The sequence below is a fragment of the Amycolatopsis aidingensis genome (assembly GCF_018885265.1).
Taxonomy (GTDB): Bacteria; Actinomycetota; Actinomycetes; order Mycobacteriales; family Pseudonocardiaceae; genus Amycolatopsis; species Amycolatopsis aidingensis.
On sequence record NZ_CP076538.1, the window covers coordinates 5,891,513 to 5,913,886 of the forward strand.

Annotated in this window: 19 protein-coding genes and 2 tRNA genes; 6 read left to right on the forward strand and 15 right to left on the reverse strand. The window is 71.0% G+C overall.

Translation table 11 applies throughout. The features are described 5' to 3' along the window. Positions 1 to 71: 71 nt before the first annotated feature. Complete coding sequence (locus KOI47_RS35910; RefSeq protein WP_332461477.1) at positions 72 to 1,808, reverse strand: CHAT domain-containing protein; 1,737 nt, start codon at positions 1,806 to 1,808, stop codon at positions 72 to 74. Beyond that, positions 1,721 to 3,166 (reverse strand): hypothetical protein, encoded by a 1,446-nt coding sequence (locus KOI47_RS35915; RefSeq protein ID WP_232376272.1) that lies wholly within the window; start codon positions 3,164 to 3,166, stop codon positions 1,721 to 1,723. The genes KOI47_RS35910 and KOI47_RS35915 overlap by 88 nt, the downstream gene beginning before the upstream one ends. Positions 3,167 to 3,278: 112 nt before the next feature. Between KOI47_RS35915 and KOI47_RS26825 the strand changes: the two genes are divergently transcribed. The 3 genes from KOI47_RS26825 (at position 3,279) to KOI47_RS26835 (ending at position 4,993) form a co-directional block, all read left to right on the forward strand. Further along, a complete protein-coding gene (locus KOI47_RS26825; RefSeq protein WP_216209055.1) occupies positions 3,279 to 3,662 on the forward strand; it encodes a hypothetical protein in 384 nt (127 codons plus the stop codon). 6 nt (positions 3,663 to 3,668) lie between these two features. Then, positions 3,669 to 4,520, forward strand: coding sequence for a hypothetical protein (locus KOI47_RS26830; protein ID WP_216209058.1), 852 nt, complete (start codon positions 3,669 to 3,671; stop codon positions 4,518 to 4,520). A gap of 245 nt (positions 4,521 to 4,765) precedes the next feature. After that, positions 4,766 to 4,993 carry a hypothetical protein gene (locus tag KOI47_RS26835; protein ID WP_216209061.1) on the forward strand — a complete coding sequence of 76 codons (228 nt, stop codon included), beginning with the start codon at positions 4,766 to 4,768 and terminating at the stop codon, positions 4,991 to 4,993. A gap of 223 nt (positions 4,994 to 5,216) precedes the next feature. Here the strand turns inward: KOI47_RS26835 and KOI47_RS26840 are convergent, their stop codons facing one another. The 6 genes from KOI47_RS26840 to gltX all read right to left on the reverse strand — a co-directional run bounded on the left by KOI47_RS26840 (position 5,217) and on the right by gltX (position 8,999). After that, positions 5,217 to 5,711 carry a Gmad2 immunoglobulin-like domain-containing protein gene (locus tag KOI47_RS26840; protein ID WP_216209064.1) on the reverse strand — a complete coding sequence of 165 codons (495 nt, stop codon included), beginning with the start codon at positions 5,709 to 5,711 and terminating at the stop codon, positions 5,217 to 5,219. A gap of 194 nt (positions 5,712 to 5,905) precedes the next feature. Further along, complete coding sequence (locus tag KOI47_RS26845) at positions 5,906 to 6,211, reverse strand: hypothetical protein (protein WP_216209067.1); 306 nt, start codon at positions 6,209 to 6,211, stop codon at positions 5,906 to 5,908. 112 nt (positions 6,212 to 6,323) lie between these two features. After that, a tRNA-Glu gene (locus KOI47_RS26850) sits at positions 6,324 to 6,396 on the reverse strand. Between the two features lie 64 nt (positions 6,397 to 6,460). After that, positions 6,461 to 6,532: transfer RNA gene (locus tag KOI47_RS26855), tRNA-Gln, on the reverse strand. Between the two features lie 92 nt (positions 6,533 to 6,624). Continuing rightward, positions 6,625 to 7,335, reverse strand: coding sequence for an HAD family hydrolase (locus KOI47_RS26860; protein ID WP_216217578.1), 711 nt, complete (start codon positions 7,333 to 7,335; stop codon positions 6,625 to 6,627). 179 nt (positions 7,336 to 7,514) lie between these two features. Next, positions 7,515 to 8,999, reverse strand: a complete 1,485-nt coding sequence (gene gltX, locus KOI47_RS26865; protein WP_216209070.1) for a glutamate--tRNA ligase — start codon at positions 8,997 to 8,999, stop codon at positions 7,515 to 7,517. An 88-nt stretch (positions 9,000 to 9,087) separates the two neighbouring features. Here gltX and KOI47_RS26870 point away from each other — a divergent pair, with 88 nt between their 5' ends. Continuing rightward, positions 9,088 to 10,335 (forward strand): FAD-dependent oxidoreductase, encoded by a 1,248-nt coding sequence (locus KOI47_RS26870; RefSeq protein WP_216209073.1) that lies wholly within the window; start codon positions 9,088 to 9,090, stop codon positions 10,333 to 10,335. Here the strand turns inward: KOI47_RS26870 and KOI47_RS26875 are convergent. Then, on the reverse strand, positions 10,310 to 11,080 hold the full coding sequence (locus KOI47_RS26875) for a fumarylacetoacetate hydrolase family protein (protein WP_216209076.1): 771 nt from the start codon (positions 11,078 to 11,080) through the stop codon (positions 10,310 to 10,312). The two genes, KOI47_RS26870 and KOI47_RS26875, sit on opposite strands and share 26 nt — an antisense overlap. A 132-nt stretch (positions 11,081 to 11,212) precedes the next feature. On the opposite strand from KOI47_RS26875, the gene KOI47_RS26880 reads away from it, so the two are divergent. Then, positions 11,213 to 11,878: a S1 family peptidase gene (locus KOI47_RS26880; protein ID WP_216209079.1), complete on the forward strand. Its 666-nt coding sequence runs from the start codon at positions 11,213 to 11,215 to the stop codon at positions 11,876 to 11,878. Here KOI47_RS26880 and cimA read toward each other — a convergent pair. The 4 genes from cimA to KOI47_RS26900 form a co-directional block, all read right to left on the reverse strand. Further along, complete coding sequence (gene cimA, locus KOI47_RS26885; RefSeq protein ID WP_216209081.1) at positions 11,868 to 13,511, reverse strand: citramalate synthase; 1,644 nt, start codon at positions 13,509 to 13,511, stop codon at positions 11,868 to 11,870. The genes KOI47_RS26880 and cimA overlap by 11 nt on opposite strands. Before the next feature lie 214 nt (positions 13,512 to 13,725). Continuing rightward, a complete protein-coding gene (locus tag KOI47_RS26890; RefSeq protein WP_216209084.1) occupies positions 13,726 to 15,786 on the reverse strand; it encodes a glycosyltransferase in 2,061 nt (686 codons plus the stop codon). Continuing rightward, on the reverse strand, positions 15,783 to 15,974 hold the full coding sequence (locus KOI47_RS26895; RefSeq protein WP_216209087.1) for a hypothetical protein: 192 nt from the start codon (positions 15,972 to 15,974) through the stop codon (positions 15,783 to 15,785). Before KOI47_RS26895 ends, KOI47_RS26890 begins: the two co-directional genes overlap by 4 nt. Continuing rightward, positions 15,971 to 16,399, reverse strand: coding sequence for a DUF6542 domain-containing protein (locus KOI47_RS26900; protein WP_332461478.1), 429 nt, complete (start codon positions 16,397 to 16,399; stop codon positions 15,971 to 15,973). The genes KOI47_RS26895 and KOI47_RS26900 overlap by 4 nt, the downstream gene beginning before the upstream one ends. A gap of 85 nt (positions 16,400 to 16,484) precedes the next feature. Here KOI47_RS26900 and KOI47_RS26905 point away from each other — a divergent pair, with 85 nt between their 5' ends. Beyond that, positions 16,485 to 17,600 carry an LCP family protein gene (locus KOI47_RS26905; protein ID WP_232376273.1) on the forward strand — a complete coding sequence of 372 codons (1,116 nt, stop codon included), beginning with the start codon at positions 16,485 to 16,487 and terminating at the stop codon, positions 17,598 to 17,600. A 129-nt stretch (positions 17,601 to 17,729) separates the two neighbouring features. Here KOI47_RS26905 and KOI47_RS26910 read toward each other — a convergent pair whose 3' ends face one another. Together KOI47_RS26910 and KOI47_RS26915 are read right to left on the reverse strand one after the other, a co-directional pair. Next, positions 17,730 to 18,773: a 3-isopropylmalate dehydrogenase gene (locus KOI47_RS26910; protein WP_216209093.1), complete on the reverse strand. Its 1,044-nt coding sequence runs from the start codon at positions 18,771 to 18,773 to the stop codon at positions 17,730 to 17,732. Between the two features lie 232 nt (positions 18,774 to 19,005). Next, entirely contained in the window at positions 19,006 to 22,356 is a 3,351-nt protein-coding gene (locus KOI47_RS26915; RefSeq protein WP_216209096.1) for a S8 family serine peptidase, read from the reverse strand. Between the last annotated feature and the right edge of the window lie 18 nt (positions 22,357 to 22,374).

Below are 22,374 nucleotides of genomic sequence, written 5' to 3' on the forward strand. Positions count from 1 at the left end.
GCCCGTGGGCTCCGCCACGCGCGTTTCTCCGCTCGCCTCGAGCGGCAAAGCACAGTTCAGGGAACAAGGTCTCAGGCACCCGCGTGCAGATACGCGGCCCAGGAACCGGGCCGCTCGGGGGCGGCGGCGCGCACCCGGCGAACCGCGGTGTGCAGCGCGGTAGCACCGTCCAGCCGGCCGCGCTGCGCCGCGACCGCACGATGGAACTCCGCCGCTACCGTGGCCGCGACCTCGTCCTCCACCTCCCAGAGGGTGGCCACCACCTGTGGGTACCCGGCAAGCTGGCAGGCCGAGGCCAGGTGCACGGCCTCGTTCGCATGGCGCAGGCTGCCCCGCGCGGTGGCACAGGCGGAAAGGTAAGCCAGCTCCGCGGAGCCGAGGTCCAGCTCGCTGATCTCGGTGACGTCGAGGGGTCCGTCGTGCAGCAGCAGCCGCGCCGCCGAGACGTCCTCGGGGTCACTGCTGGCATGGCAGGCGAAATGCGCGATGGTGACCCCGGGCAGGGCGGCACGCACCGCGGCGGCGGTCGCCTCCGCACCGATCAGGGGCGCCGGGCCCGCGAACCGGCCTGCCAACGCCGTGGCCTCGCGCACGGTCGCCGGCAGCGGGGTCTGGCCAGGGGTCTGCGGCATGGCGACCGCGAGCGCTGTGCGCCGGGCAGGGGCCGGACGCGAACGGGCGCGCAGCAGTGCGCGCAGGGTCGGCGTGTAGGAGCTGACCACGCGGTCGAGCACCGACTCACCGGCGCCCTTGCCCGCGGCGTGCAGCGGCAGGAAGTTCAGCGGGCCGGTCGGTGACCACCACAGCCGCGGCCAGTCCCTGCCCTCCGCCGGGGTGACGGTGAACCCCAGCCGGGTCAGCACCGGTTCCGCGAGCACCTCCCACAGCCAGGCCAGGGTGTCCCGCACCGTGTGCTGGGCCTGCTCGGCAAGGAAACCGCCGGGGCAGGAGGTCAGAGTGCCCACCGCCGTCTCGAAGGCACCGGCCTGCGCCACCAGATCGGCCGCGGACAGCCCTGGCAACGGGATCGGGACCACCCCGTCGGCGCACAGTGCCAATGCGTCGCACCGGCTGGCGTGCACGTTGATCGCCACCACCGGACCTTCCGCAGCGGCGGGGCGCAGCTCGGCGATACCGAGCGGGAGGGGCAGCAGGAAGCGGGCGAATCCGGGCAGGGCCTTGATCCGCTCGACCAGCTCGGCGCACCGCGCCATCCGTTCCCGGAACCGGTCCTGCTCGCCGGGGCTCGCCTCCTGCCCGGGGTTCAACGCGGCCAGCGCCTCCTCCCGCAGGGCGGTGAACTCCGCTGCGAGGCCGGGATCGGCGGCGCGCAGGGCGTCCAGCTCCCCGCGGGTGTTGAACGCGCCGGACAGCAACAGCGCCCTGCCCTCCTCCAGCCCTTCCAGCGCCCCGGGTGCGTCCTCCGCCAGCAGGGTGGACACCACCTCGTTCGCGGTCAGCGCGGCGATACCGCCCGCGTGCGGCTCCCCTGCACCCGGCGTCATCCCGAGCGCGGTCTGCTGGATCCGGCCCGCGACCGCGTGCCCCCACCGTGCGATGAGCCGCGCATCGAGGGCGTCCTCGGCGGCCAGCTCCCGCGCGATACCGGCGGCCTCGAGGTAGGCGGTTTCGTCCTGAGTGCTCTGGTGGCGTTCGAACAGCACCTGCGCCAGTGCTTTCCTGGCGGCGGGGCGGCGCGGGTCCTGCGCCGCCATCCCGGTCAGTTCGGCGCGGTACCGTCGCGTTGCCCGCTCCAGCGAGCCCAGGATCTCGAACGGCGACAGCAGGGCGTTACCAAGCGCCACCATCGGCTCGATGAACGAACCGGTGTCCGCGAGACCGGGCAGCGTCGCCATCGCCTCCATGGCCCTTCGACCAGCCGGATCATCTCCTCCTGCCGCCGCTCGATCGAACCGGAGGGCGCGAACTGGACCCGCGCCATGGACAGCAGCAACCGGGTCAGCTCGACCGGCCCGCGATCCGGGTCGTCCTCGGGTAGCCGGGCGAGCAGCCGGTCATGCAGCTCGGCGACCTCGTTCAGCTCGGACAGCTCGACCGGTGCGAAGGCCTGCGGCGGTTCCTGGGCGCCCTGCTCGAAGAACCGGTGCAGGGCCGCGAGCCGTTGCCCGGGCGGTAAGTGCTCCACCTGCCGCCCACCCAGTTCCAGCACCTTCGCCAGTACTTCCTCAATGCCGGCCTCGGCTGGATAGCGCAGCACGGTCGCCACCAGGTCCATCGTCCGGGCGTCCCTGCTGTCCCCGGAGTTCGGCGCGATACCGAGGATCCGCAGCACCGCGGCGAGCGGATGGTCCTCCTGCTCGCCAGCCCCGTCCCTGGTGCGGGGCAACAGCTTCAGTAGCAGCGCGTCGAGGTCGGCAGGCATGTTCGGCGGGTGCTCGCCGGTGTCGGCCGCGGTACCTGCCGCCGTCCTGGCCAGCTGGACGGCCTCGGCCAGCAGCGCGGGATCGCGGGTCGCCGCGGCCTTGAGCCGCAGGCCGCAGCCGAGCCCGTTGGCGCACCGGGAGTAGTTCGGATGGTCCTGCGGGGTGGCCGCGAACGCACGCCGGAACGCCGCGATGATCGCGTCGAGCTCGGCCTGATCCGGTTGCTCGTCCCCTGCCGTGGGCAGCACCCGCACCAGCAGTCGCGCGTAGGCGTGGTCGCAGGCGAGGACCGGCCAGGAAGGACGGTCCTCGGGCACGTCGTCCAGCACATCGGCGAGCACCCGGATCGCCGACTCGCCATCGCGACGGTGCGTGCCGCCGGACTCGGCGAACCGGCCGAGCAGGAACCTCGCCAGCACGGCAACCGACTCGGCGAACTCGGCCTGGGTCACCGGTTCGGCAGAGTTGCGGAGGTCGGCGAGCGCGGAGCGCACCGGTTCCGGCAGGCTGTCCGGCCTGCGGAGGTAGAACGGCACGAGGAAGGGCACGGCGAGCGCGCGGTCCTGCTCGGTCTGCTCCGGTGGCAGGGTCACGGCACGCAGCCAGTGCCAGAGGCCAAGGGTGTGCAGCACCTCCCAGTCCAGGCCGTCCGGAGCGGCGAGGTGGCCAAGCGCAGCCGCGGCCTCGTCGGGCCCCGCCGGATCCGCGATCCGGTCGTTCTCCCCGGTACCGAGCCGGTGCTGGATCCGGTCCCGCAACGCCGCGAGTAACCGCTCACGCATTCGATGTGCTCCCCAGACGAGACGGTGAAACCGACGTTACTGGCTGAACGGGTCAGCGGCCATCCGCTAGCATGCCGAACACCCGAACACCAGCCGATTCCGCTGGGAGATCATGAACGCCGAGCCGCTACCCGATCCGCTGGCCGCCTTCTGCGCGGACCTTCCCCGGTTGCGGTCGCTGCTGAGCGGGCCCGCTTCCGCGGCGCGCCGGGCCGCGGTCGAGCGGGCGGCCGAGGCGATCCGGCGCGGTGAGCCGGCCGGTTCGCTGCTGGCCGAGCTCGGGTTCCCGCGCGGTACCGAGGGAGTCCCCGCGGGAGGCCCACCGCGGCAGACATCCTCGCTGCCGCCGCCGATCCACGCCGAGCAACGCACGATCACCGGCACCTACCTGTGCCCGCACGGACAGTGCGACCGGGTGGTGCGGCGCGCCGCAGGTTCGGAACTGCCCAGCTGCCACGTGCACGAGCAGGCGCTGCGGTTCGTCCCGGACGAGTGAGGTGCGATGACCGGATTCCTCACCGAGCTGGGCCGCAAGCTGGCCGAGCGCTGGGTCGCCATGCTGGTGCTGCCGGGGCTGGTGTGCACCGGTGTCGCGGCTGTCGCGGTCACCCTCGGACACGGGAACTGGGCCGACACCGACCTGTTGTGGCGGCGGCTGACCGAGTTCACCGCCACCGGTGGCGGGGCCGGGCCGCAGGCCGAGCTGCTGCGCACCGTCGTGCTGCTGATCGTGTTGCTGCTCGCCTCGGTGGCCGCCGGACTGCTGGCGCGGGCGCTGACCGGTGCGGCGGAGTCACTGCTTTCCGGACGCTGGCCGTTCCCGCTCCGTACCGCGGCCTCCGCGCTGGCGCGCCACCGGAGGCGACGCTGGCACCGGGCGGATGAGCGCGGGCAGGACGCGGAGCGCAACCGCATCGCGCTCGCCGAACCCCGCTGCGCCACCTGGACCGGCGACCGGCTGCGGGCGCCCGATGTGCGGGTGTACAAGGAGTACGGCCTCGATCTGGCCACAGCGTGGAGCCGGTTGTGGTTGCTGGTGCCGGACACCACCCGGGTACCGCTGACCGAGGCGAGGCAGCGCCTTGACGAGGCGACCGCACTTGGCGGCTGGGCCGCGCTGTACCTGGCGCTGGGCACCATATGGTGGCCTGCCGCCGTCCTCGGCCTGGCGCTCGCGCTCATCTCCTGGCGCAGGACGCGGGCCGCCGCGGCTGGTTATGCCGACCTGGTGGAGGCCTGCGTGGACGTGCACCTCTACGACCTGCTCGACCGCTTCCATGACGAGAACGGCACCCGGCCGATCAGCCCGCAGCAGGGCAAGGTCGTCACCGCCCGGTTCCACAAGGCGACCTGAGTTTCCGGCCACCTCCCTGCGGGGCAAGGCCGTTGCGCCGTCCCGGCGATCCAGTCCTGCGCGCGGGCTGACGAGGGAACAGGGGCAGGCGAAACTCGCTGAAGGAACGGGGAGAGGGACCACAAGTCGTTCGCCGCACACCGCGTCAGACCCCTGGCCACAGCCACGGCCGGCACGCTCGCCATCGGACTCGGCCTGCTCACCGAACCCGCGACCACAGGCCGTGATGGCGCTGCCGGGCTCTCGTGATCACCGGCAACCTCATCATGCACGGCGCCAACACCACCATCGCCAGGGCAGGCCGGGCGTCCCGGTTCCGCGTGATGGAGATCGCCGAGGGCGGATCACGTGCCCTGCACGGCAGCACGATCTCCGGCGGGTACACCACGGACGGCGAGCGGCCGGGCGAACCGAGCCAGGACGGCGGTGGCATACGCAACGCGGGCAGCTCATCCTGCACCGCAGTGTGGTGACCGGCAACCGGACCGGCCCGGGCGGCCGGGCGGGCACCTCCCCCAACTCCGGCGGGGGAGACGGCACGACCGGCACGCGGGACCCCGGTGGCAGGCTGGCACCGGCCGGAAGACCCGGCGATCCGGTCGCTCGGCGACGTTCCGGTGCACGCCAACGAACCCGGCAACTGCTACCCGGAAATCACCGGCTGCGGCCGTGCGGTGGCCGGCAGGCCCGCGGACCTCAGTCGCCCTGCGGCACGCGGATCACATCGCCGGGATGGATGACGTTGGGGTTGGTGATCGTGCCGGGGTTCGCCGCCACCAGCCGGTGATAGAGATTTCCGGAACCGTAGTACTGGGCGGCGATGCTCCACAGCGTCTCGCCCGGCTGCACCACATGTTCCAGGTAGACCCGGTAGCCGGGAACGATCTTCGGCCCGAAGACGACGGGCACGACCACCTTGTCCAGCTCGGCACCATCCTTCGGGGAGACGTGGAACACCTCCACGAACAACCGGTCCAGCACGAACGCGGCCCCCGCCACGTCCACGGTGATCTGGAACTGACCGTGCCCGCCACTGCCGTCCCCTGCCAGGAAGTACCCGGTCACCTCGTCGTGCCCCTCGTGCACCCGGTAGTTGAAGTTCGCCTCGAACGCCCCGCCCGCCACTCCGGCCACCTGGATGTTGTTGCCCACCAGGTCATGCGTCCTCGGCTGCTGCACGTCGATCGTCACGGCTCGCCCCTCCCTGCCCGCCATCTCGGCGCCCACGGTTGCCCAACCAGTCTGCGCTTCCCGCGGGGCACTCACCAGGGGCCAAGGGCCCTTGGAGACGCTGTGTACTGGCCGGGCTGTGCTGGTCAGAAGCGGCACTCCGGAGCCTGGATACCGGCGGCGCTGGAACACGCCACCCACGGCCTCCCGCTGTATCAGGCCGTCGAGAAGACCCGCGCCTGCCGCGATGCCGCCCTCGTGCTGAACCGCCACGACAACGAAGCGGCCACTCTGGACAGTCTGGGCTGCATCGGCCACCGCACCGGGCGGCACGCCGAGCCATCGGGTACCACCGCCAAGCCCTCATCCTGCGCCGCAACCTCGGTCACGCGTATGTCGGCCTCGGCCAATCGGAACAAGCCCGCTCGATGTGGCGGCAGGCGCTGGAGCTGTACGAAGCCCAGCATCGCACCGCGGATGCCCGTCGCATCCAGGAACAGCTCGACGCCCTCGGGTGACACCGGAACATTGCAGCCGGTCACGCCGTAACAGAACTACCGAGAATATGCCATCCAGCACAATGGCCGCTGACCAGACTTTTGCTGATCAGCGGCCATTGGTTCGTACCGCAAGTACCCCCGATGGGATTCGAACCCACGCTACCGGCGTGAGAGGCCGGCGTCCTAGGCCGCTAGACGACGGGGGCTTGTTCAGTTATTACCCTGTGTTGCTGGAGAGCAACCTACCAGAGGCCGTTTCACTCTCCGCAGCTGGGGTACCAGGACTCGAACCTAGACTAACTGAACCAGAATCAGTCGTGCTGCCGATTACACCATACCCCAATAGTGATGCCGCTCCTGCCGTGGCCGGTGCGGCACCGCCGAGAGAAAATACTAGACCATGCCGGTTCGGGCGGATCAGCCGGGTCGGCCACTCAGCGTGGCAGCGGCACCCCTGGCGCCCCTACCCTGGCGAACTCGCAGACCAGCAGCTCGGGCAGCTCGGCAAGGCTGTTGATGACATGTACGCCGTCCGGGACGGTCGACGGCGTCCGGCCACGGTCCAGCCAGACCCCGCCGAGCCCGGCCCGCTGCGCGCCGACGGCGTCGGTGTCCAGCTTGTCGCCCACATGCGCGGCCTCGGCTGGCGCACAGCCGATGGTGAGGCACACCGAGTGGAACATCACCGGATCGGGCTTGGCCACCCCCAGCTCGCCCGCGATGGCCACATGGTCGAAGAACCGGGCGAGGCCGAGGTCGGCGAGCTTGGCCCGCTGGTGCGCCCCGGAGGCGTTGGTCACAGCGGCGAGCCGGACCCCGGCCGCGGCCAGCCACTCCAGGCAGGGCACCACATCCTCGAACAGCCGCCAGGACCGGCGCAGCAGTTCCTTGCGGCGCTGTTCGAAGACTCCGGGGTCACGGGGCTCGACGAGCATGCCGATGGTCGCCAGCTCGGCGAGGAAGTACTGGGTGCGTCGCCGGTGCATGGAGGCGTAGTCGAGCTCACCGGCCACCACCCTGGCGACGTGCTCCTCGGTGACCCGCTCCCAGAGCGGCCACAGGTCCGCCCTGCCGATCAGGGCGGCGAGCGCATGCCTGCCCGCCGCGGTGAAGTCGATCAGGGTGTCATCGATGTCAAGGCACACCAGCCGGAGGTCGGACGGACCCCACGGTTCGGGGTCGTCCAGTCGGGAGACTACTGCCTGCTGTTCGGTCGGGGAGGCAAGCGCAAAATCCACCCCGAGAGGCTAGGCCACTTTCGGCCGTACCGATTCGACTGAGAAGGTGATTAGCACTGCTCTGTTTCGGTGCGAATTCTCTACGCTCAGTTGCCGGGTACCGCTCGACGCAGCCGTCCGAGGGACCTGTCCCGGCCCAGCAGCTCCATCGACTCGTACAACGGTGGCGAAACCGTACGCCCGGTGATTGCCACCCGCACCGGCGCGAAAGCCTTACGGGGCTTGAGCCCAAGGCCGTCCACGAGCGCGTCCTTGAGCGCCTGTTCGATGGCATCGGTGGTCCAGGACGGCAGCGTATCCAGGGCTTCGATGGCGGCACGCAGCACCGGCTCGGCATCGGCGCCGAGGGCCTTGGCCGCGGCCGCCTCCTCCGGTGCGAAATCCGCCTCCTCGGCGAACAGGAAACGCACCAGATCGCCGGCTTCCCCCAGTACGGTGACCCGTTCCTGCACCAGGGGCGCGATCGCGCGCAGGGTACGGAGTTGCTCCTCGGTCGGCGTTTCGGGCAGCACACCGGCCGCGGCAAGGTAGGGCACCACCCTGCCGGTGAAGTCCTCGACGTCCAGGGCGCGCAGGTGGGTGGCGTTGATGGCCTCGGCCTTCTTCACGTCGAACCGCGCCGGATTCGCACTCACCTTGGTGATCTGGAAGGCCGCGACCAGCTCGTCCACGCCGAAGATGTCCCTGTCCTCGGCGATGGACCAGCCCAGCAGCGCGAGGTAGTTCAGCAGCCCCTCGGGGATGAACCCGCGCTCGCGGTAGTGGAAAAGGTTCGAGGAAGGATCCCGTTTGGACAACTTCTTGTTGCCCTCGCCCATCACATAGGGCAGGTGCCCGAACTCCGGAGTGAAATCGGTGACGCCGATCCGGCGCAGGGCCTGGTACAGCGCGAGCTGGCGCGGGGTGGACGGCAGCAGGTCCTCTCCGCGCAGCACGTGGGTGATCCGCATCAGCGCGTCGTCCACCGGGTTGGTCAGGGTGTAGAGCGGATCCCCGTTGCCCCGCACCAGGACCGGGTCCGGAATGCTGCCTGCCGGAAAGCTGATCTCGCCGCGCACCAGGTCGGTCCAGCCGAGGTCCTCGTCGGGCATTCGTAGCCGCAGCACCGGAGTTCGTCCCTCGGCGCGGAACGCCTCCCGCTGCTGCGCGGTGAGCTCCCGGTCGTGGTTGTCGTAGCCGAGCTTGGGGTCTTGACCGGCTTCGCGGCGACGCTGCTCGACCTCCTCGTTGGTGGAGTAGGCCTCGTACAGCTCCCCGGCCTCCAGCAACCGCGCCGCGATATCGGCGTAGACCTCCCGCCGCTCGCTCTGCCGGTACGGCCCGTACTCGCCGCCTGCCTCCGGCCCCTCGTCCCAGTCGAGGCCGAGCCAGCGCAGGGCGTCCAGCAGCGCGTCGTAGGACTCCTGGGTGTCCCGCGCGGCATCGGTGTCCTCGATCCGGAACACCAGGCTGCCGCCGTGGTGCCGGGCGAAGGCCCAGTTGAACAGGGCCGTGCGGATCAACCCGACGTGCGGGGTACCGGTCGGGGAAGGGCAGAAGCGGGCGCGGACCCGGGTGGCGTCGTCACTCATAACCAGCTCAGCGTATCGGCTTGACGTGGCGCGGGTGCCGGGTGCATCGTGTACTTATTCAACAAATGATGAAAAAGGGGTGGTGGCGATGACCGAACGCACGACCTGCGTGGTGATCGGCGGCGGACCGGCCGGCATGGTCGCCGGGCTGCTACTGGCCAGGGCCGGGGTGGAGGTCACGGTGCTGGAGAAGCACGGTGACTTCCTGCGGGACTTCCGCGGGGACACCGTGCACCCTTCGACCCAGGAGCTGCTCGACGAGCTGGGGCTGGGTGAACGGTTCGCCGAGCTCCCGCAGAGCAGGCTCGAGGAGATCGCGTTCCCCGTCGGGGAAGGGCAGAATCTCGTGGTCGGGGACCTGCGCAGGCTGCGCACCGCCCACCCCTACATCGCGATGGTGCCGCAGTGGGACTTCCTGAACCTGCTCGCCGAGGCCGGGAATGCCGAGGACACCTTCACCCTGCGGATGCACACCGAGGTCACCGGCCTGATCCGCGAAGGCGGCCTGGTGGTCGGCGTCCGGTACCGCACCGCCGATGGCGAGACCGGCGAGCTGCGGGCCGACCTGACCATCGCCTGCGACGGACGTTCCTCACTGGCCCGGCGGGAGGCGAACCTCCGCCCGAAGGAGCTGCCGGTGCCGATCGACGCCTGGTGGTTCCGGCTGCCGCGCAGGGCGGACGAGACCGACCCGACCCTGCGTCCGCGGATGCGGGACGGCCGGTTCGCGATCGTCATCCCGCGCGAGGGCTACTTCCAGATCGCCTGGATCGCGCGCAAGGGCAAGGACCCGCAACTGCGCGCCGCCGGGATCGAGCGGTTCCGGGACGAACTCGTCGCGCTCTTCCCGCATTTCGCCGACCGGGCAGGCGCGCTGGAGTCGATGGACGACATCAAGCACCTGGACGTCCGGCTCAACCGGCTGTACCGGTGGCATGTCGACGGGCTGCTGTGCATCGGCGACGCCGCGCATGCGATGTCCCCGATCGGCGGGGTCGGGATCAACCTTGCGGTGCAGGACGCGGTCGCCGCGGCCACCCTGCTCGCCGGGCCGCTGCGGCGCGGCCAGGCGAGCCAACGGGAACTGGCCAAGGTGCGGGGCAGGCGCCTGCTGCCGACGATCCTGGTGCAGACCCTGCAGCGCATCCTGCACCGCGTGGTGGTGCGGCCGGTGGTCGATGGCAGGCGCAACGGCCCGCCAGCGCCGATGGTGCGGCTGATGCGGGCGGTGCCCAAGGCCACATTCCTGCCCGCGTACCTGATCGGGATCGGGTTCCGGCCGGAGCACGCACCGGACTTCGCCCGGCGGCTCAGCCGGCCTGCACGGGGTTCGTGAGCGTGCCGATCCCCTCGATGGTGATGGACACCTGCTGCCCCGCGCTGATCGGACCGACCCCCTCCGGGGTACCGGTGAGGATCACGTCGCCCGGCAGCAGGGTCATCACCTGCGAGACGAACTCGACCAGCTCCGGCACCTTGTGCACCAGCGATGAGGTACGCGCGTCCTGCTTGACCTCGCCGTCGACCTCGCTGCGCAGGGCAAGGTCGGCCGGGTCGACGGCGGTCTCGATCCACGGCCCGAGCGGGCAGAAGGTGTCGTAGCCCTTCGCCCTGCCCCACTGGCCGTCCGACTGCTGCTGGTCCCGCGCGCTGACGTCGTTGGCGATGGCGTAGCCGAGCACGGCCGCCTGCGCCTTGGCCGCGGGCACGTTCTTCACCGGCTGGCCGATCACCACGGCCAGCTCGCCCTCGAAGTCCACACGGGACGAACTCGGCGGCAGTTTGATCGCCGCGTTCGGCCCGACCACGCTGGTGGACGGCTTGATGAAGATCATCGGTTCGGCCGGGACCTCGTTGCCGAACTCCGCGGCGTGCGCGGAGTAGTTACGGCCGACGGCGATCACCTTGGACGGCAGGATCGGGGCCAGCAGCCGCACATCGGCCAGCGGCCAGCGGCGGCCGGTGAAGTTGGGCTTGCCGAACGGGTGTTCGGCGATCTCCAGCACCTGGGCGTCGTCACCGTCCCCTTCCATCGAAGCGAACGCGACGCCACCGGGATGAGCAATTCGAGCCAGACGCACGACACCACGGTAACCAGCCGAGTGCGTTGCACCGTCACCAGGCCACCCGACTGCTCCGTTCGACCGCTGGGCCAGGGCGGCAAGCCTGCCTATTATTCGACGCACAACCCTGCTTCATTCCCGGAGGCCGTCATGCGCCCCTTCCGTTTACTCCCCCTGCTCCTCGCGACCGTGCTCGCCCTGCTGCTCGGCACCCCGTCGACCGCGCTCGGCGCCCCGCAACGCGCCCCGCTCGGCGGCGGGATGACCCTGTACTCCGAAGGGACCTCCCGCTGCACCACCTCGTTCGCGGCCACCGATCGCTGGCCCGGCGAGTGGTACCTGATCGCAGGCGGCGGCTGCGGCCGGCCCGGCGACATGGTCGGCGACGGTGACCGGGTGGTCGGCATGGTGATCGCGGCGGAGATCGGGGGCACCGTCATCCACGTCACCAACACCACCGACTGGGAGCTCGTACCGTGGATTCCCGGCCCCGGTAGGCGGATCGCCCTCACCGGGTCGGCCGAGGCACCGGTCGGTTCCGCGGTGTGCCGCGCGGGCGGCACCACGGGCTGGCACTGCGGCACGATCCAGGCGAAGAACCAGACCATCGTCTACCCCGATGGGCAGGTGCACGGCGTGACCAGGACGAGCGTCTGTGCCGAACCCGGTGACGGGGGCGCCCCGTTCGTCCAGCGTGACCAGGCCCAGGGCGTGCTGCTCGGCGGATCGGGCAACTGCGCCAGTGGCGGCAGCAGCTACTTCCTTCCGCTGAACCCGATCCTGAAGCGGTACGGGCTGATGCTGTTCACCGGCTGACCGAACTCCCGGCAGGCTGGCGCTGCCGCATCGCCTTGTGCACCAGGGCGTCGCACAGCGCCAGCCAGCTGGCCTCGACGATGTTCTCGTGCACGCCGACGGTGGTCCACTCGCACTGCCCATCCGAGGTCTCCACCAGCACCCTGGTGACCGCGTCGGTGCCGGGGTGCCCTGGCAGGATCCGCACCTTGTAGTCCGCCAGTTCCACGGTGTCCAACCAGGACAGGTGCGGGCTGAGTGCCTTGCGCAGCGCGGCGTCCAGCGCGTGCACCGGTCCGTTCCCCTCGGCGGTGGCGATCACCCGCTCGCCGCCGACGTGCACCTTGACGGTGGCCTCGGAGATCACCTCGCCGTCCGCACGGTGGTCCAGCACCACCCGGTAGGACTCCAGCACGAACGGCGGCTCGTCCAGCACGTCCCGGTCCGGGCCCTGCACCTCCCTGCGCAGCAACAGCTCCAGGGAGGCGTCGGCGGCCTCGAAGGACCAGCCCCGCGCCTCGAGGCGTTTCACCTTGTCCACCGCGCTGGTCAGCGCGCCCGGCTGGCCGGCGAGGTCAACCCCGAGCTCACGTCCCTTGAGTTCGAGGCTGGCCCTGCCGGCCATTTCGGTGACCAGGACCCGCATGTCATTGCCGACGGAGGTGGGATCGATGTGGTTGTACAGCAACGGATCCACCTTGATCGCGCTCGCGTGCAGCCCCGCCTTGTGGGCGAAGGCCGAAGCCCCGACGTAGGCCTGGTGGGTGTCGGGGGCGATGTTCGCGATTTCGGCAAGGGCATGGGAGACGCGGGTCAGCTCGGCCGCGCCGCCGGTGGGCAGCACCTCCATGCCGAGCTTGGTCACCAGGTTTCCCGTTACGGCGAACAGGTCGGCATTGCCTGCCCGTTCCCCGTAACCGTTCGCGGTGCACTGCACGTGGGTCGCACCGGCCTGTACGGCGGCGACGCTGTTCGCCACCGCACAGGAGGTGTCGTCCTGGCAGTGGATTCCGAGCCGCAGCCCGGTGCGCGCGGCGACCTCGCGCACGGTCTCGGCCAGCCCGAGCGGCAGCTGCCCGCCGTTGGTGTCGCACAGCACGGCAACGTCGGCACCACCCTCGCCCGCGGCGTCCAGTACCCGCAGCGCGGTGTCCGGATCGTGGGCGTAGCCGTCGAAGAAGTGCTCGGCGTCCAGGAACACCCTGCGCCCCTCGCCCACCAGGAAGGAGACCGTGTCCCGGACCATCGCGCAGGCGGTGTCCACATCGACCCGCAGCGCGCGCTCGATATGCCTGCGGTCCGATTTGGCCACCAGCGTCACCACCGGCGCGCCCGAGTCCAGCAGCGCCCGCACCTGTGCGTCGTCGGCGGCGGCGACGTCGGCCTTACGGGTGGAGCCGAAGGCGACCAGCACGGCGTGCTTGAGCAGCAGTTCCTCGGCCGCACGGGCGAAGAACTCGGTGTCCTTCGGCAGCGCGCCCGGCCAGCCACCCTCGATGAAGCCCACACCGAGCTCGTCGAGCAGCCTGGCGACCGCGAGCTTGTCGGTCACCGAGTACGAGATCCCCTCCCGCTGCGCGCCGTCGCGCAGGGTGGTGTCGTAGAGGTGGAAGTCGTCGCCGAGGGGGGTGCCTGCCGGTTCCGTGCGAGTCACGGTCTCTCCTGGTGTGGGCGTATCGGTACCAATAAAAAAACCTCCCGCGGATGCGAGAGGTCTGCGCGCCGGGTGCTCGGTCGAGCACTTACCCGGCGCGCTTGCGGATAATGATCACCGCAGAGAAAGCCATAGCCGCATCATGCCACAGCCCCGCCAAGGTTCCAAATCGTGGTCGTCCGCTCCCGGATACTGACACGCCGGGTTCGTACGGTCAGGAGGTGACCGTCTCGCTCCCGGCTCGCTGCGACCTGCCGGAGTTCCACCGCAGCCGGGTGCCGTGCAGCGCGGTGACCAGGGACTGGATCACCACCAGGTACACCAGCTGCCGGTACGCCACCTGCTGTAGCGGGTAGGCCCACAGCGGGCGCAGCGACTCCCCGTCCAGCCGCATCGCGTAGCCGGCGCCCGCGGTCTGCACGGCGAGGAACGCGGTCCACAGCACCAGCGCGCCGGGGGCGTCCGCGATGAACAGGCCGTACAGCACGTACACATCCATCACCGGGGCCAGCAAGGGCAGCACCAGCTGGTAGAGGAACAGGTACAGCAGTCCGCACCGGCCCATCCGGCCCGCCCGCCCGCGCTCGACCAGCGCGCCGCGGTGCTTCCACATCGACTGGAACGTGCCGTAGGACCAGCGGTACCGCTGCCGGTACAGGCCGGAAAGGGTGCCCGGCACCTCGGTCCAGGCCCTGGCCCGCTGCGCGTAGCTCACCCGCCAGCCTGCCCTGGACAACGCGATGGTGAGGTCGGTGTCCTCGGCGAGGGTGTCCGCGCTCACCCCGCCCACCTCGGCCAGTGCCTGCCTGCGGAAGGCGCCGATCGCGCCGGGCACGGTGGAGATGCACTCCAGCGCGTCCAGGATCTGCCGGTCGAGGTTGGAGCCCGCGCAGTACTCCAGGTGCTGCCACCGCCCCAGCAGGCCGTCCCGGTTGCCGACCTTGGTGTTCCCGGACACCGATCCCACCCGCTGATCGGCCAGCGGCCGCACGAGGTGCCCAATGGTCTCCGGCTCGAACTCGGTGTCCGCGTCCACCATGAGCAGAATCTCGTGCCGTGCAGCCGCGACACCGGTGTTGAGCGCGGCGGGTTTGCCCGCGTTGGCCCTCCGCAGCACCCGGACCGCGGGCAGCGCCAGCCCGTGCACCAGTTCCGCGGTGCCGTCGGTGGAGCCGTCATCGACCACGATGATCTCCACCTCCGCCGGGTAGCGGGTAGCCACCAGCGAGCGGACGGTGGCCACGATGGTGGCCGCCTCGTTGTGCGCGGGCACCACCACCGAGACCGGCGGGACGAACGGGGGCGGCTCCGGCCGTAGCGCACGTTCCCTTGCCAGCCGCCGCGCGGTGTGCGCGAGGCCGAGCTGCAGCAGTATCCGCACCATGGCCAGCATCGCGGCCACGGCGATGCTGACGTCCAGCAGCACGCCGAGGGCGCCGCCGTTGCGCTGGGCCCAGGCCAGCAGCTGACCGGTGAAGCGGTCCAGCCCGTCCGCTGACACCACCGGATCCGCAAGGTCGAGGCCGTCGGACAGGGTGGTGAACCGGTACCCGCCCCTGCCGAGCACGTCGAGCGTGGCCCATACCGCGTCCACGGTCAGGCTCCCCGCGTCCCGCATCCGCACGACCGCGCCGTGCTCGGCCGCCGACGCGATCTCCCCGACGGTGTCGCCGACCCCCTCCCAGTGCGGCTCCTGGCCGTCGACATCGGCGTTCACCAGCAGGTACCCCGCGCGACCGAGCCGCTGCACCGCCCGCCCCGCCGGCTCCGGCGGCAGCCCGAACAGCCGGGTGTGCGATCCGGTGGCATCGGCCAGCGCGCCCTGGGCGAGGGACAGCTCCAGCCGCAGCCGCCAGCCCGGCAGGGTGGTGGGATCGCCGGAGCGGAATCCGGTGACCGCGACCTCGTGGCCCTCGGCGACCATCCGCCGCACCAGGCCGGGGTGCTCGTTGATCCGCGCGCCGGTCAGGAAGAACGTGGCATGCGTCCCCCGCGCGGCCAGCGCGTCCAGCACCTTGGGTGTCCACTTGGGATCCGGTCCGCCGTGGAAGGTCAGCGCGACCGTGCGTGCCGGCAGGCTGTGCCCGCTGAGCCGGTCACCTTCCATCCGCAGCACCTGGCCGGCCGGGCTCGGGGTGATGGTGCCATCGGGCTCGGCGTTGGTGGTGCCCGCGTAGGCGTGCACGGTGAGCACACCCAGCATCAGAGCCAGCAGCAGGGCCAGGGTCACCCAGTGCGTCCAGGGCACCCGGTGCCTTCCGGAGACGGCGGTCATCGAGCAGGCAGGCCGGGCGCGGGCCCCAGTACCGAGATGGCGAGTACCGCGGTCAGCCCGAGCAGGCCCAGTGCGAGCCCGGCACTGACCGCCCGCACCAGGATTCGTCGCCTGCCCCGCGGATCCACGAACACCGGCCCGGCCGCGGCCGGGCCGGACCGGCGGGAACGGAAACGGCGCGGCCTCACCGGTTCTGCGCTCCGCCCCGGCTTCGGCGGAGGGTCCGCACCCCGGCCACGCCGATGCCGGCCGTGCAGGCGATGGCGAGCGAGGGGAAGGTCAACGCGAAGGAGGTCCCCGCTTCGGCCAGGAATCCCTTTCCCGTCCACGATTCCCGGGTCCCCCGCCAGAGCGTGGTCAGCAGCACCAGCAGCAGCGTTACCGGCGCGGGCGCCGGGATGATCGTCCACAACCCCACCGGGCGTACCAGTGCGGCGGCGGCGAGGGCGCCGCCGGTCAGCCATACCCCGAACACCCATCCCGGGCGTTCGGCATCCGGCCACAGGCCGATTCCCGCGAACAGCGCCAGCAACGCGAGCGCGGCGAGGGTCGGGATCTGCAGTGGCGTGCGTGGATGAACAGCGGAGCTGTCGGATATCGGCGCGGCTGTCACTACCCCCAAGCCCCTCCCCCGGTTTCGCGGCGGGCAAAATCCTACACGATCGGGTGAGGGTGCCGAGGGAACGTGGGGGAACGCAGTGCGCCGTCAGTGGTGGATGGTCGTCACCAGGGTGCTGGCCCGGTCGGTCTGGATCGTGCTGTCCGCGGTGCTGCTCGCGGTCGCCGGGATCTCCTGGGCCACCTACGAGGATCTGGACGAGGGGCTGCGGCGCTCACGGGCGATCGGCCCGGACGCGCCGCGCTCCTCCGGCGGCGCGGTGAACATCCTGTTGCTGGGCCTGACCACCCGGCTGGATCTGGACGGGAGCGAACTCCCGGACCGGGAGCTGGGCAGGTTGCACGCCGGGGAAAGCGACCGCGGCGGGTACAACGCGAACACCCTGATGCTGGTGCACGTCCCCGGCGACGGCTCGCGCGCGACCGCGCTGTCGATTCCCCGGGACACCGTGGTGGACCTGGTCGGGGTGCCGGGGGAGGAACCCCGGGGCAAGATCAAGGAGGCGTACGGCCGGGCGAAGGCGAGCGCGGAACAGCGTCTGCTCGCCGAGGGCGTGGTGGAGCCTGCGGAGCTGGAGCATCGCGGCAGGGAGGCCGGCCGGGCCGCGCAGATCGCCACGGTGCGAGAGTTCCTTGACGTACCGATCGACCACTTCGGCGAGCTGAGCATGATCAGTTTCTACCGGCTGACCAGGAACCTCGGCGGGGTCGAGGTATGCCTGAACGAGGCCACAAAGGACAGATTCTCCGGTGCGGACTTCGCAGCGGGCCGCCAGCGGCTGGACGCGGCCCAGGCGCTGGCCTTCGTACGGCAACGGCACGGCCTCGCCGGTGGCGACATCAGCCGCACCCGGCGGCAGCAGGCCTATATCGCGGCGATCATGCACAAGCTGCGCGACGAGGGGCAGCTCGCCAGTATCGCCACCGTCCGGGCGCTGGTGCGGACCGCGAAGGAGAACATCGTCCTGGACGAGGACTGGGACCTGCTGGACTTCGCTCGCCAGGCCCCGAGCCTGACCGGAGGCAACGTCCTTTACCACACCCTGCCGATCGCGGACCGGGCCACGGTCCGGCGGATCGTCACGGAGCTGATCGGCACACCGGAGGGCGGGCCCACGCCCCCGACGAGCACACCGCCACCGGAGCCACCCACCACACCGCCGCCGGACCCCCACGGCATCCCCTGCGTGGACTGACCCGGCACTTGGCCCGCTGTGAGTGTCCCTTTCCCTGCGAAAAATGCAGTGAACACAGCGGCGCGACAGCGTCTCCGTTTGGGTGGTGGTGGGAGACGGGTGGGAGGGACACTCACAGCAATAGGCGGATCAGGGGACGGGGCGGGTGGTGTTCGAGGAGACGAGGGCGGCGAGGCGGTCGCCGATCGAGTGCGTGGCCCCCGGCGAGGACTGGTCCCTGGTGGCGAGGTCGAAGGCGACCGAGGCCTCGATCCGGCGCGCGGCCTCCTTCTGGCCGAGGTGGTCCAGCAGCAGGGACACCGACAGCACCGCGGCGGTGGGGTCGGCGAGCCCCTGCCCTGCGATGTCCGGCGCGCTGCCGTGCACCGGTTCGAACATGCTCGGGTTGCGCCGGGAGATGTCGAGGTTCCCGCTCGCGGCGAGTCCGATGCCGCCGGTCACCGCGGCCGCCAGGTCGGTGACGATGTCGCCGAACAGGTTGTCGGTGACGATCACGTCGAACCGGGACGGGTCGGTCACCAGGTGGATCGTGGCGGCGTCCACGTGCGAGTAGTTCACCGTCACGTCCGGATGTTCCAGCGACACCTCCTCCACGATCCGGGACCACAACGATCCCGCGTACTCCAGCACGTTGGTCTTGTGCAGCAGGGTCAGATGCTTGCGCGGGCGTTCCTCGGCCCGGTTGAAGGCGTCGGTCACCACCCGCCGGACGCCGAAGGCCGTGTTCACGCTGACCTCGGTCGCGATCTCGTGCTCGGTGTCCTTGCGCAGCAGGCCACCGTTGCCCGCGTACGGCCCCTCGGTGCCCTCCCGGACGACGACCATGTCGACCTCGCCGGGGTCGGCCAGCGGGCCGCGCACGCCGGGGTACAGCCGGGCGGGCCGCAGGTTCACATGGTGATCCAGTTCGAACCGCAGGCGCAGCAGCAGCCCGCGCTCCAGGATGCCGCTCGGCACGGTCGGATCACCCACCGCGCCGAGCAGGATGGCGTCATGCTGCCGAAGTTCGCCCAGTACCGACTCGGGCAGCAGCTCGCCGGTTGAGTGCCAGCGCGCGGCACCGAGGTCGTAGTTGGTGATCTCCGCGCTCGGCGCGACCTCACCGAGCACCTTGAGCGCCTCGGTGACCACTTCGGGCCCGATCCCGTCACCTGGGATCACCGCGAGCCGCATCCACACACCTCCGTTGACCGGGGGCCGGTGTCCCGGCTGCCCCATTTACCACGTAACTCCAGCCACGGCAGGTTACCGGCCGTCGCCACCCGACCGAAGAAGCACCACCCGTACGTCGGAGCTTCCCGCAGTCCGAGACACCCATCCGTGTCATTGGGTGCCGATATCGGTCCGCCGAACGAGGGAGGCCCGGGGTGGATGCACACCCCGGGCCTCCCCGCTCATCTCTTCATTATCTCCCGCTCGGGCCGGTCGCCCGTACCCGCACCACGCCCGCCCGCTGGCCGGAGGCGTTGTGGTGGTTCAGGGTGAGCAGCCCGAGCACGGTGTCCTGCCGCGCGGCGGCCGGGTTGCGGTTCACCACCAGCGCGGTACCGGGACGGGCCAGGTAGGACAGCGCCGGGTCGCCGCCACCCTGCACCGTGTAGGCGGGCGCGAGCGCGTCGATGGACACCGGCTCCCCGATGCTGTCGATCAGGTCGTGCCCCGGCGCGCTGTAGTACCCGACGGTGCCCGCGGTGTAGCTGATCCGGTGCGACTCCGCGGCGGGGTCGATGCCGAGCGCGGCGATCCGCACCGGCAGCACCACGACGTTCGTGTCGAACACGTTCGTGTCCAGATCGCCGAGCTGCCCGTTCACCGGCTGCACGTCCACCGAGGGGAAGCCCGGCTTACGCAGGTCCACGGTGTTCACCAGCAGCACGTCGGTGGCCGGAGCCTTGGTCACATAGGACTCGAAATCCGGTTCGCCGTCTCCGGTGGTGTCGATGTCCACGAACGGGATGGTGTTGCTGCCGAGGTTGGCCCAGTCGCTCCAGGTGGCGAGGCCGAAGGCGAGCATCGAGTCCGCCGGGCTGCCCTGCTGCCTTGCCAGCGGGGCGGTGGAGGTGGCGCCAACGTAGCGCAGGTCGCCGCCCTTGGCGGTGTCGTTGATCGTGCAGTTGCGCCCGGAGTTGCCCCGGCACTCCGGCAGCCGCCCCGACCTCGCCTGCAGCTGGAACACACTGATCAGCGACCGGTACGCCTGGCTGCCCGACCCCTGGACCACGCCGCGGCCGCCGAGGTTGAGCACGGCCTGCGACTGCCGCCCGTGGAACCGGAGCGCGCGCGGGGTGGTGATCGCCGAGACCGGCTTGGGCGCGGCGTACACCGGGACCCGCAGGCCGACCGTGGCGCCCTCCCGCGGGGTGAAGGTCACCCGGCCGGAGGCGTCGGCGAGGAACTGCCGCGCCAGCCCGCTCTGCTCGGTGGCCATCGTCGGATCGATCACCTTGCGCAGCGCGCCTGGGTCCTCGATCCGCAGGGTCACCCGGACCCTGGCGATCCCGCGCGGGCTGAGCCGGACCGTGTCGGTGGACAGCTCGTAACGCACCCCGGGAAGTTTGGTGACGCCCTGGTAGGACACCCCGAAGGTGGCCGGGCGGACACCCTTGTTCACCACCTTGATCGTCTTGGTCAGCGCGACCGGCCCCGCGGCCTGCACGGTGCCGAAGGTCGCGCTCACCGCCCCCGGGTCGTCCTGCACGTAGGCCAGCACCTGGTTCTCCAGCGCCGCCATCGTGTCCACCCTGCCGGCGCCGACCCGCTGCGGGGCGTAGGTGTTGCCCCGCGCGTCGTGCAGATCGTGACCGGCGGTGTTGATCACCGCGGCCTTCACCTCCTCGACCGACCAGTCCGGGTGCGCCTGGCGGATCAGCGCCGCGATCCCGGCGGTGTGCGGGGCGGCCATCGAGGTCCCGGACAGCACGGTGCGGCCGCTGCCGCTGCCGGACAACGCCGAGGTGATGGTGTCTCCCGGCGCGGCCACATCCGGTTTGACGCTCGGCCCGCGCACGCCCCGCGAGGTGAACCCGCTCGGGGTGTCCACGATGGACTCGTCATGGGTCTGCAGCGCGGCCCTGCCCTGCCCGCTGAGCCGGACCTCCAGGGTGCCTGCCTCCAGTGCGGGGCGCAGGGCGCCGGTGGCGGTGCCGGTGAGCTGGAAAACGGGGATGTTCTCGTTACCCGCGATACCAGCGGAGAAGTGCTCCAGGGTGGAGGACAGCAGCACACCCTCGGCACCGGCGGCCTCGGCGTTGTTGGTGCGGGCCGTGGAGCCACAGGCCCGGGTGGCGTCGTTGTCGTCCCATTCCAGCCAGACGAACCTGCCCGCGACGGCGGCCTTGTCCTCGGCGGAGAACGGTCGGCATCCGTCCGTGTTGCCCGCAGGGATCGCCACCACCGGCCGGGTGCGGTCCAGCTCGTCGTAGCCGGTGTAGTTCTGGCTGAACTGCCCCGGCTGCGGTCCAGCCTGCCCGGCCGGCGCGGTGACCTCGGCGGCGTCCCGCAGCACCGAGGCGTCGCGGCTGCTGGCCACGGTCAGCGCCTCCGGGGTGTTGCCGGGCGAACCGCCGATGTCGTAGAGGTCCCCGCCGTTGCCGCCGGAGAACACCGGCAGCACCCCGTTGGCAGCCAGCTTGCGCACGAACAGCGAGTCCGGGTCGTCCGGGGCGCCGTAGTCGCTGCCGAGGGACAGGTTCACCAGGTCGAGGTGGTCGGTGAAGTCCCCGTCCCCGTCCGGATCCAGTGCCCAGTCCAGCGCCTGCGAGGTGACGCTGGTGGAACCGTGGCAGCCGAACACCTTGATGGCGTACAGCAGCGCCTTCGGCGCCGTGCCCGGCCCGATTCGCATCCGCTCGACGTCCTCGGCGGTCAGCTCGGCGTAGTCACCGGTGAAGGTGCTGCCGTCGGCGTTCACCCCGAAACCGCCCGCGGTGCCTGCCACATGCGTGCCGTGGCTGCCGCAGGAGATCGGGTTGGGATCCGGTCGCGGGGTCGGCGAGCCCTCGTCACCCGCGGAGTCGTAGTCGTCACCGACCAGGTCGGTGCCGCCGACCACCTTGGCGGTCGGGAAGTAGGATGCCTCGACCTTGGTCCGGTCGATCGCCTGGTAGGCCGCCTTGGTGCCGGGCCCGCCGAAGGCGGCGTGCGTGTAGTCGACGCCGTCGTCGATGATCCCGATCCGGATGCCCTCGCCGAAGCGGCCGGTCTGCTGCCAGGCGTTCAGCGTCCTGGTGAGCTGGATCGCCCCGCTGTTGGTGCGCTTCTTGGGGACCACGGTCCGCACCGAGACGACATCCGTACGCTGGGCGATCTCCCTGAGCTTGGCCGCGTCGGCTGTCACCACCGCGCCCGGCACGGCGTTCACGGTTTCGGTGACCAGCTCGGTCGCGGCGTCCAGTGAGCGCAGCTGGCCGAGGACCGCGTCCACCGCCCCCGCGGTCTCCCGCCTCGCCGCCCGCGCGGCCCGCTTGGCCTGTTCCTTGCCTGCGCCCCTGGCCCGCTGCGCGTTGAACGCGTCCACCGCGGGCTGCTTGGCCAGCTCGACGAAGGCCGTCGTCCGGCCCTGTGCCGCCGCCAGCCGCGGGGAGAGCTTGTCCTGCAGCCCGGCCGCATCGATCCCGGCAGGCGGGACGGATTCGGCCAGCGGCCGCTCCGGCTGCGCGGAAGCACTCGGCACCGCGGTGAGCGCGGCCGCCAGCGCGGCCGTGATGACCGCCACTGACGACCGCGTGCCCCACCCGGGTACGCGAATCCGACTCATGAGTTCGTGCCCTCACTC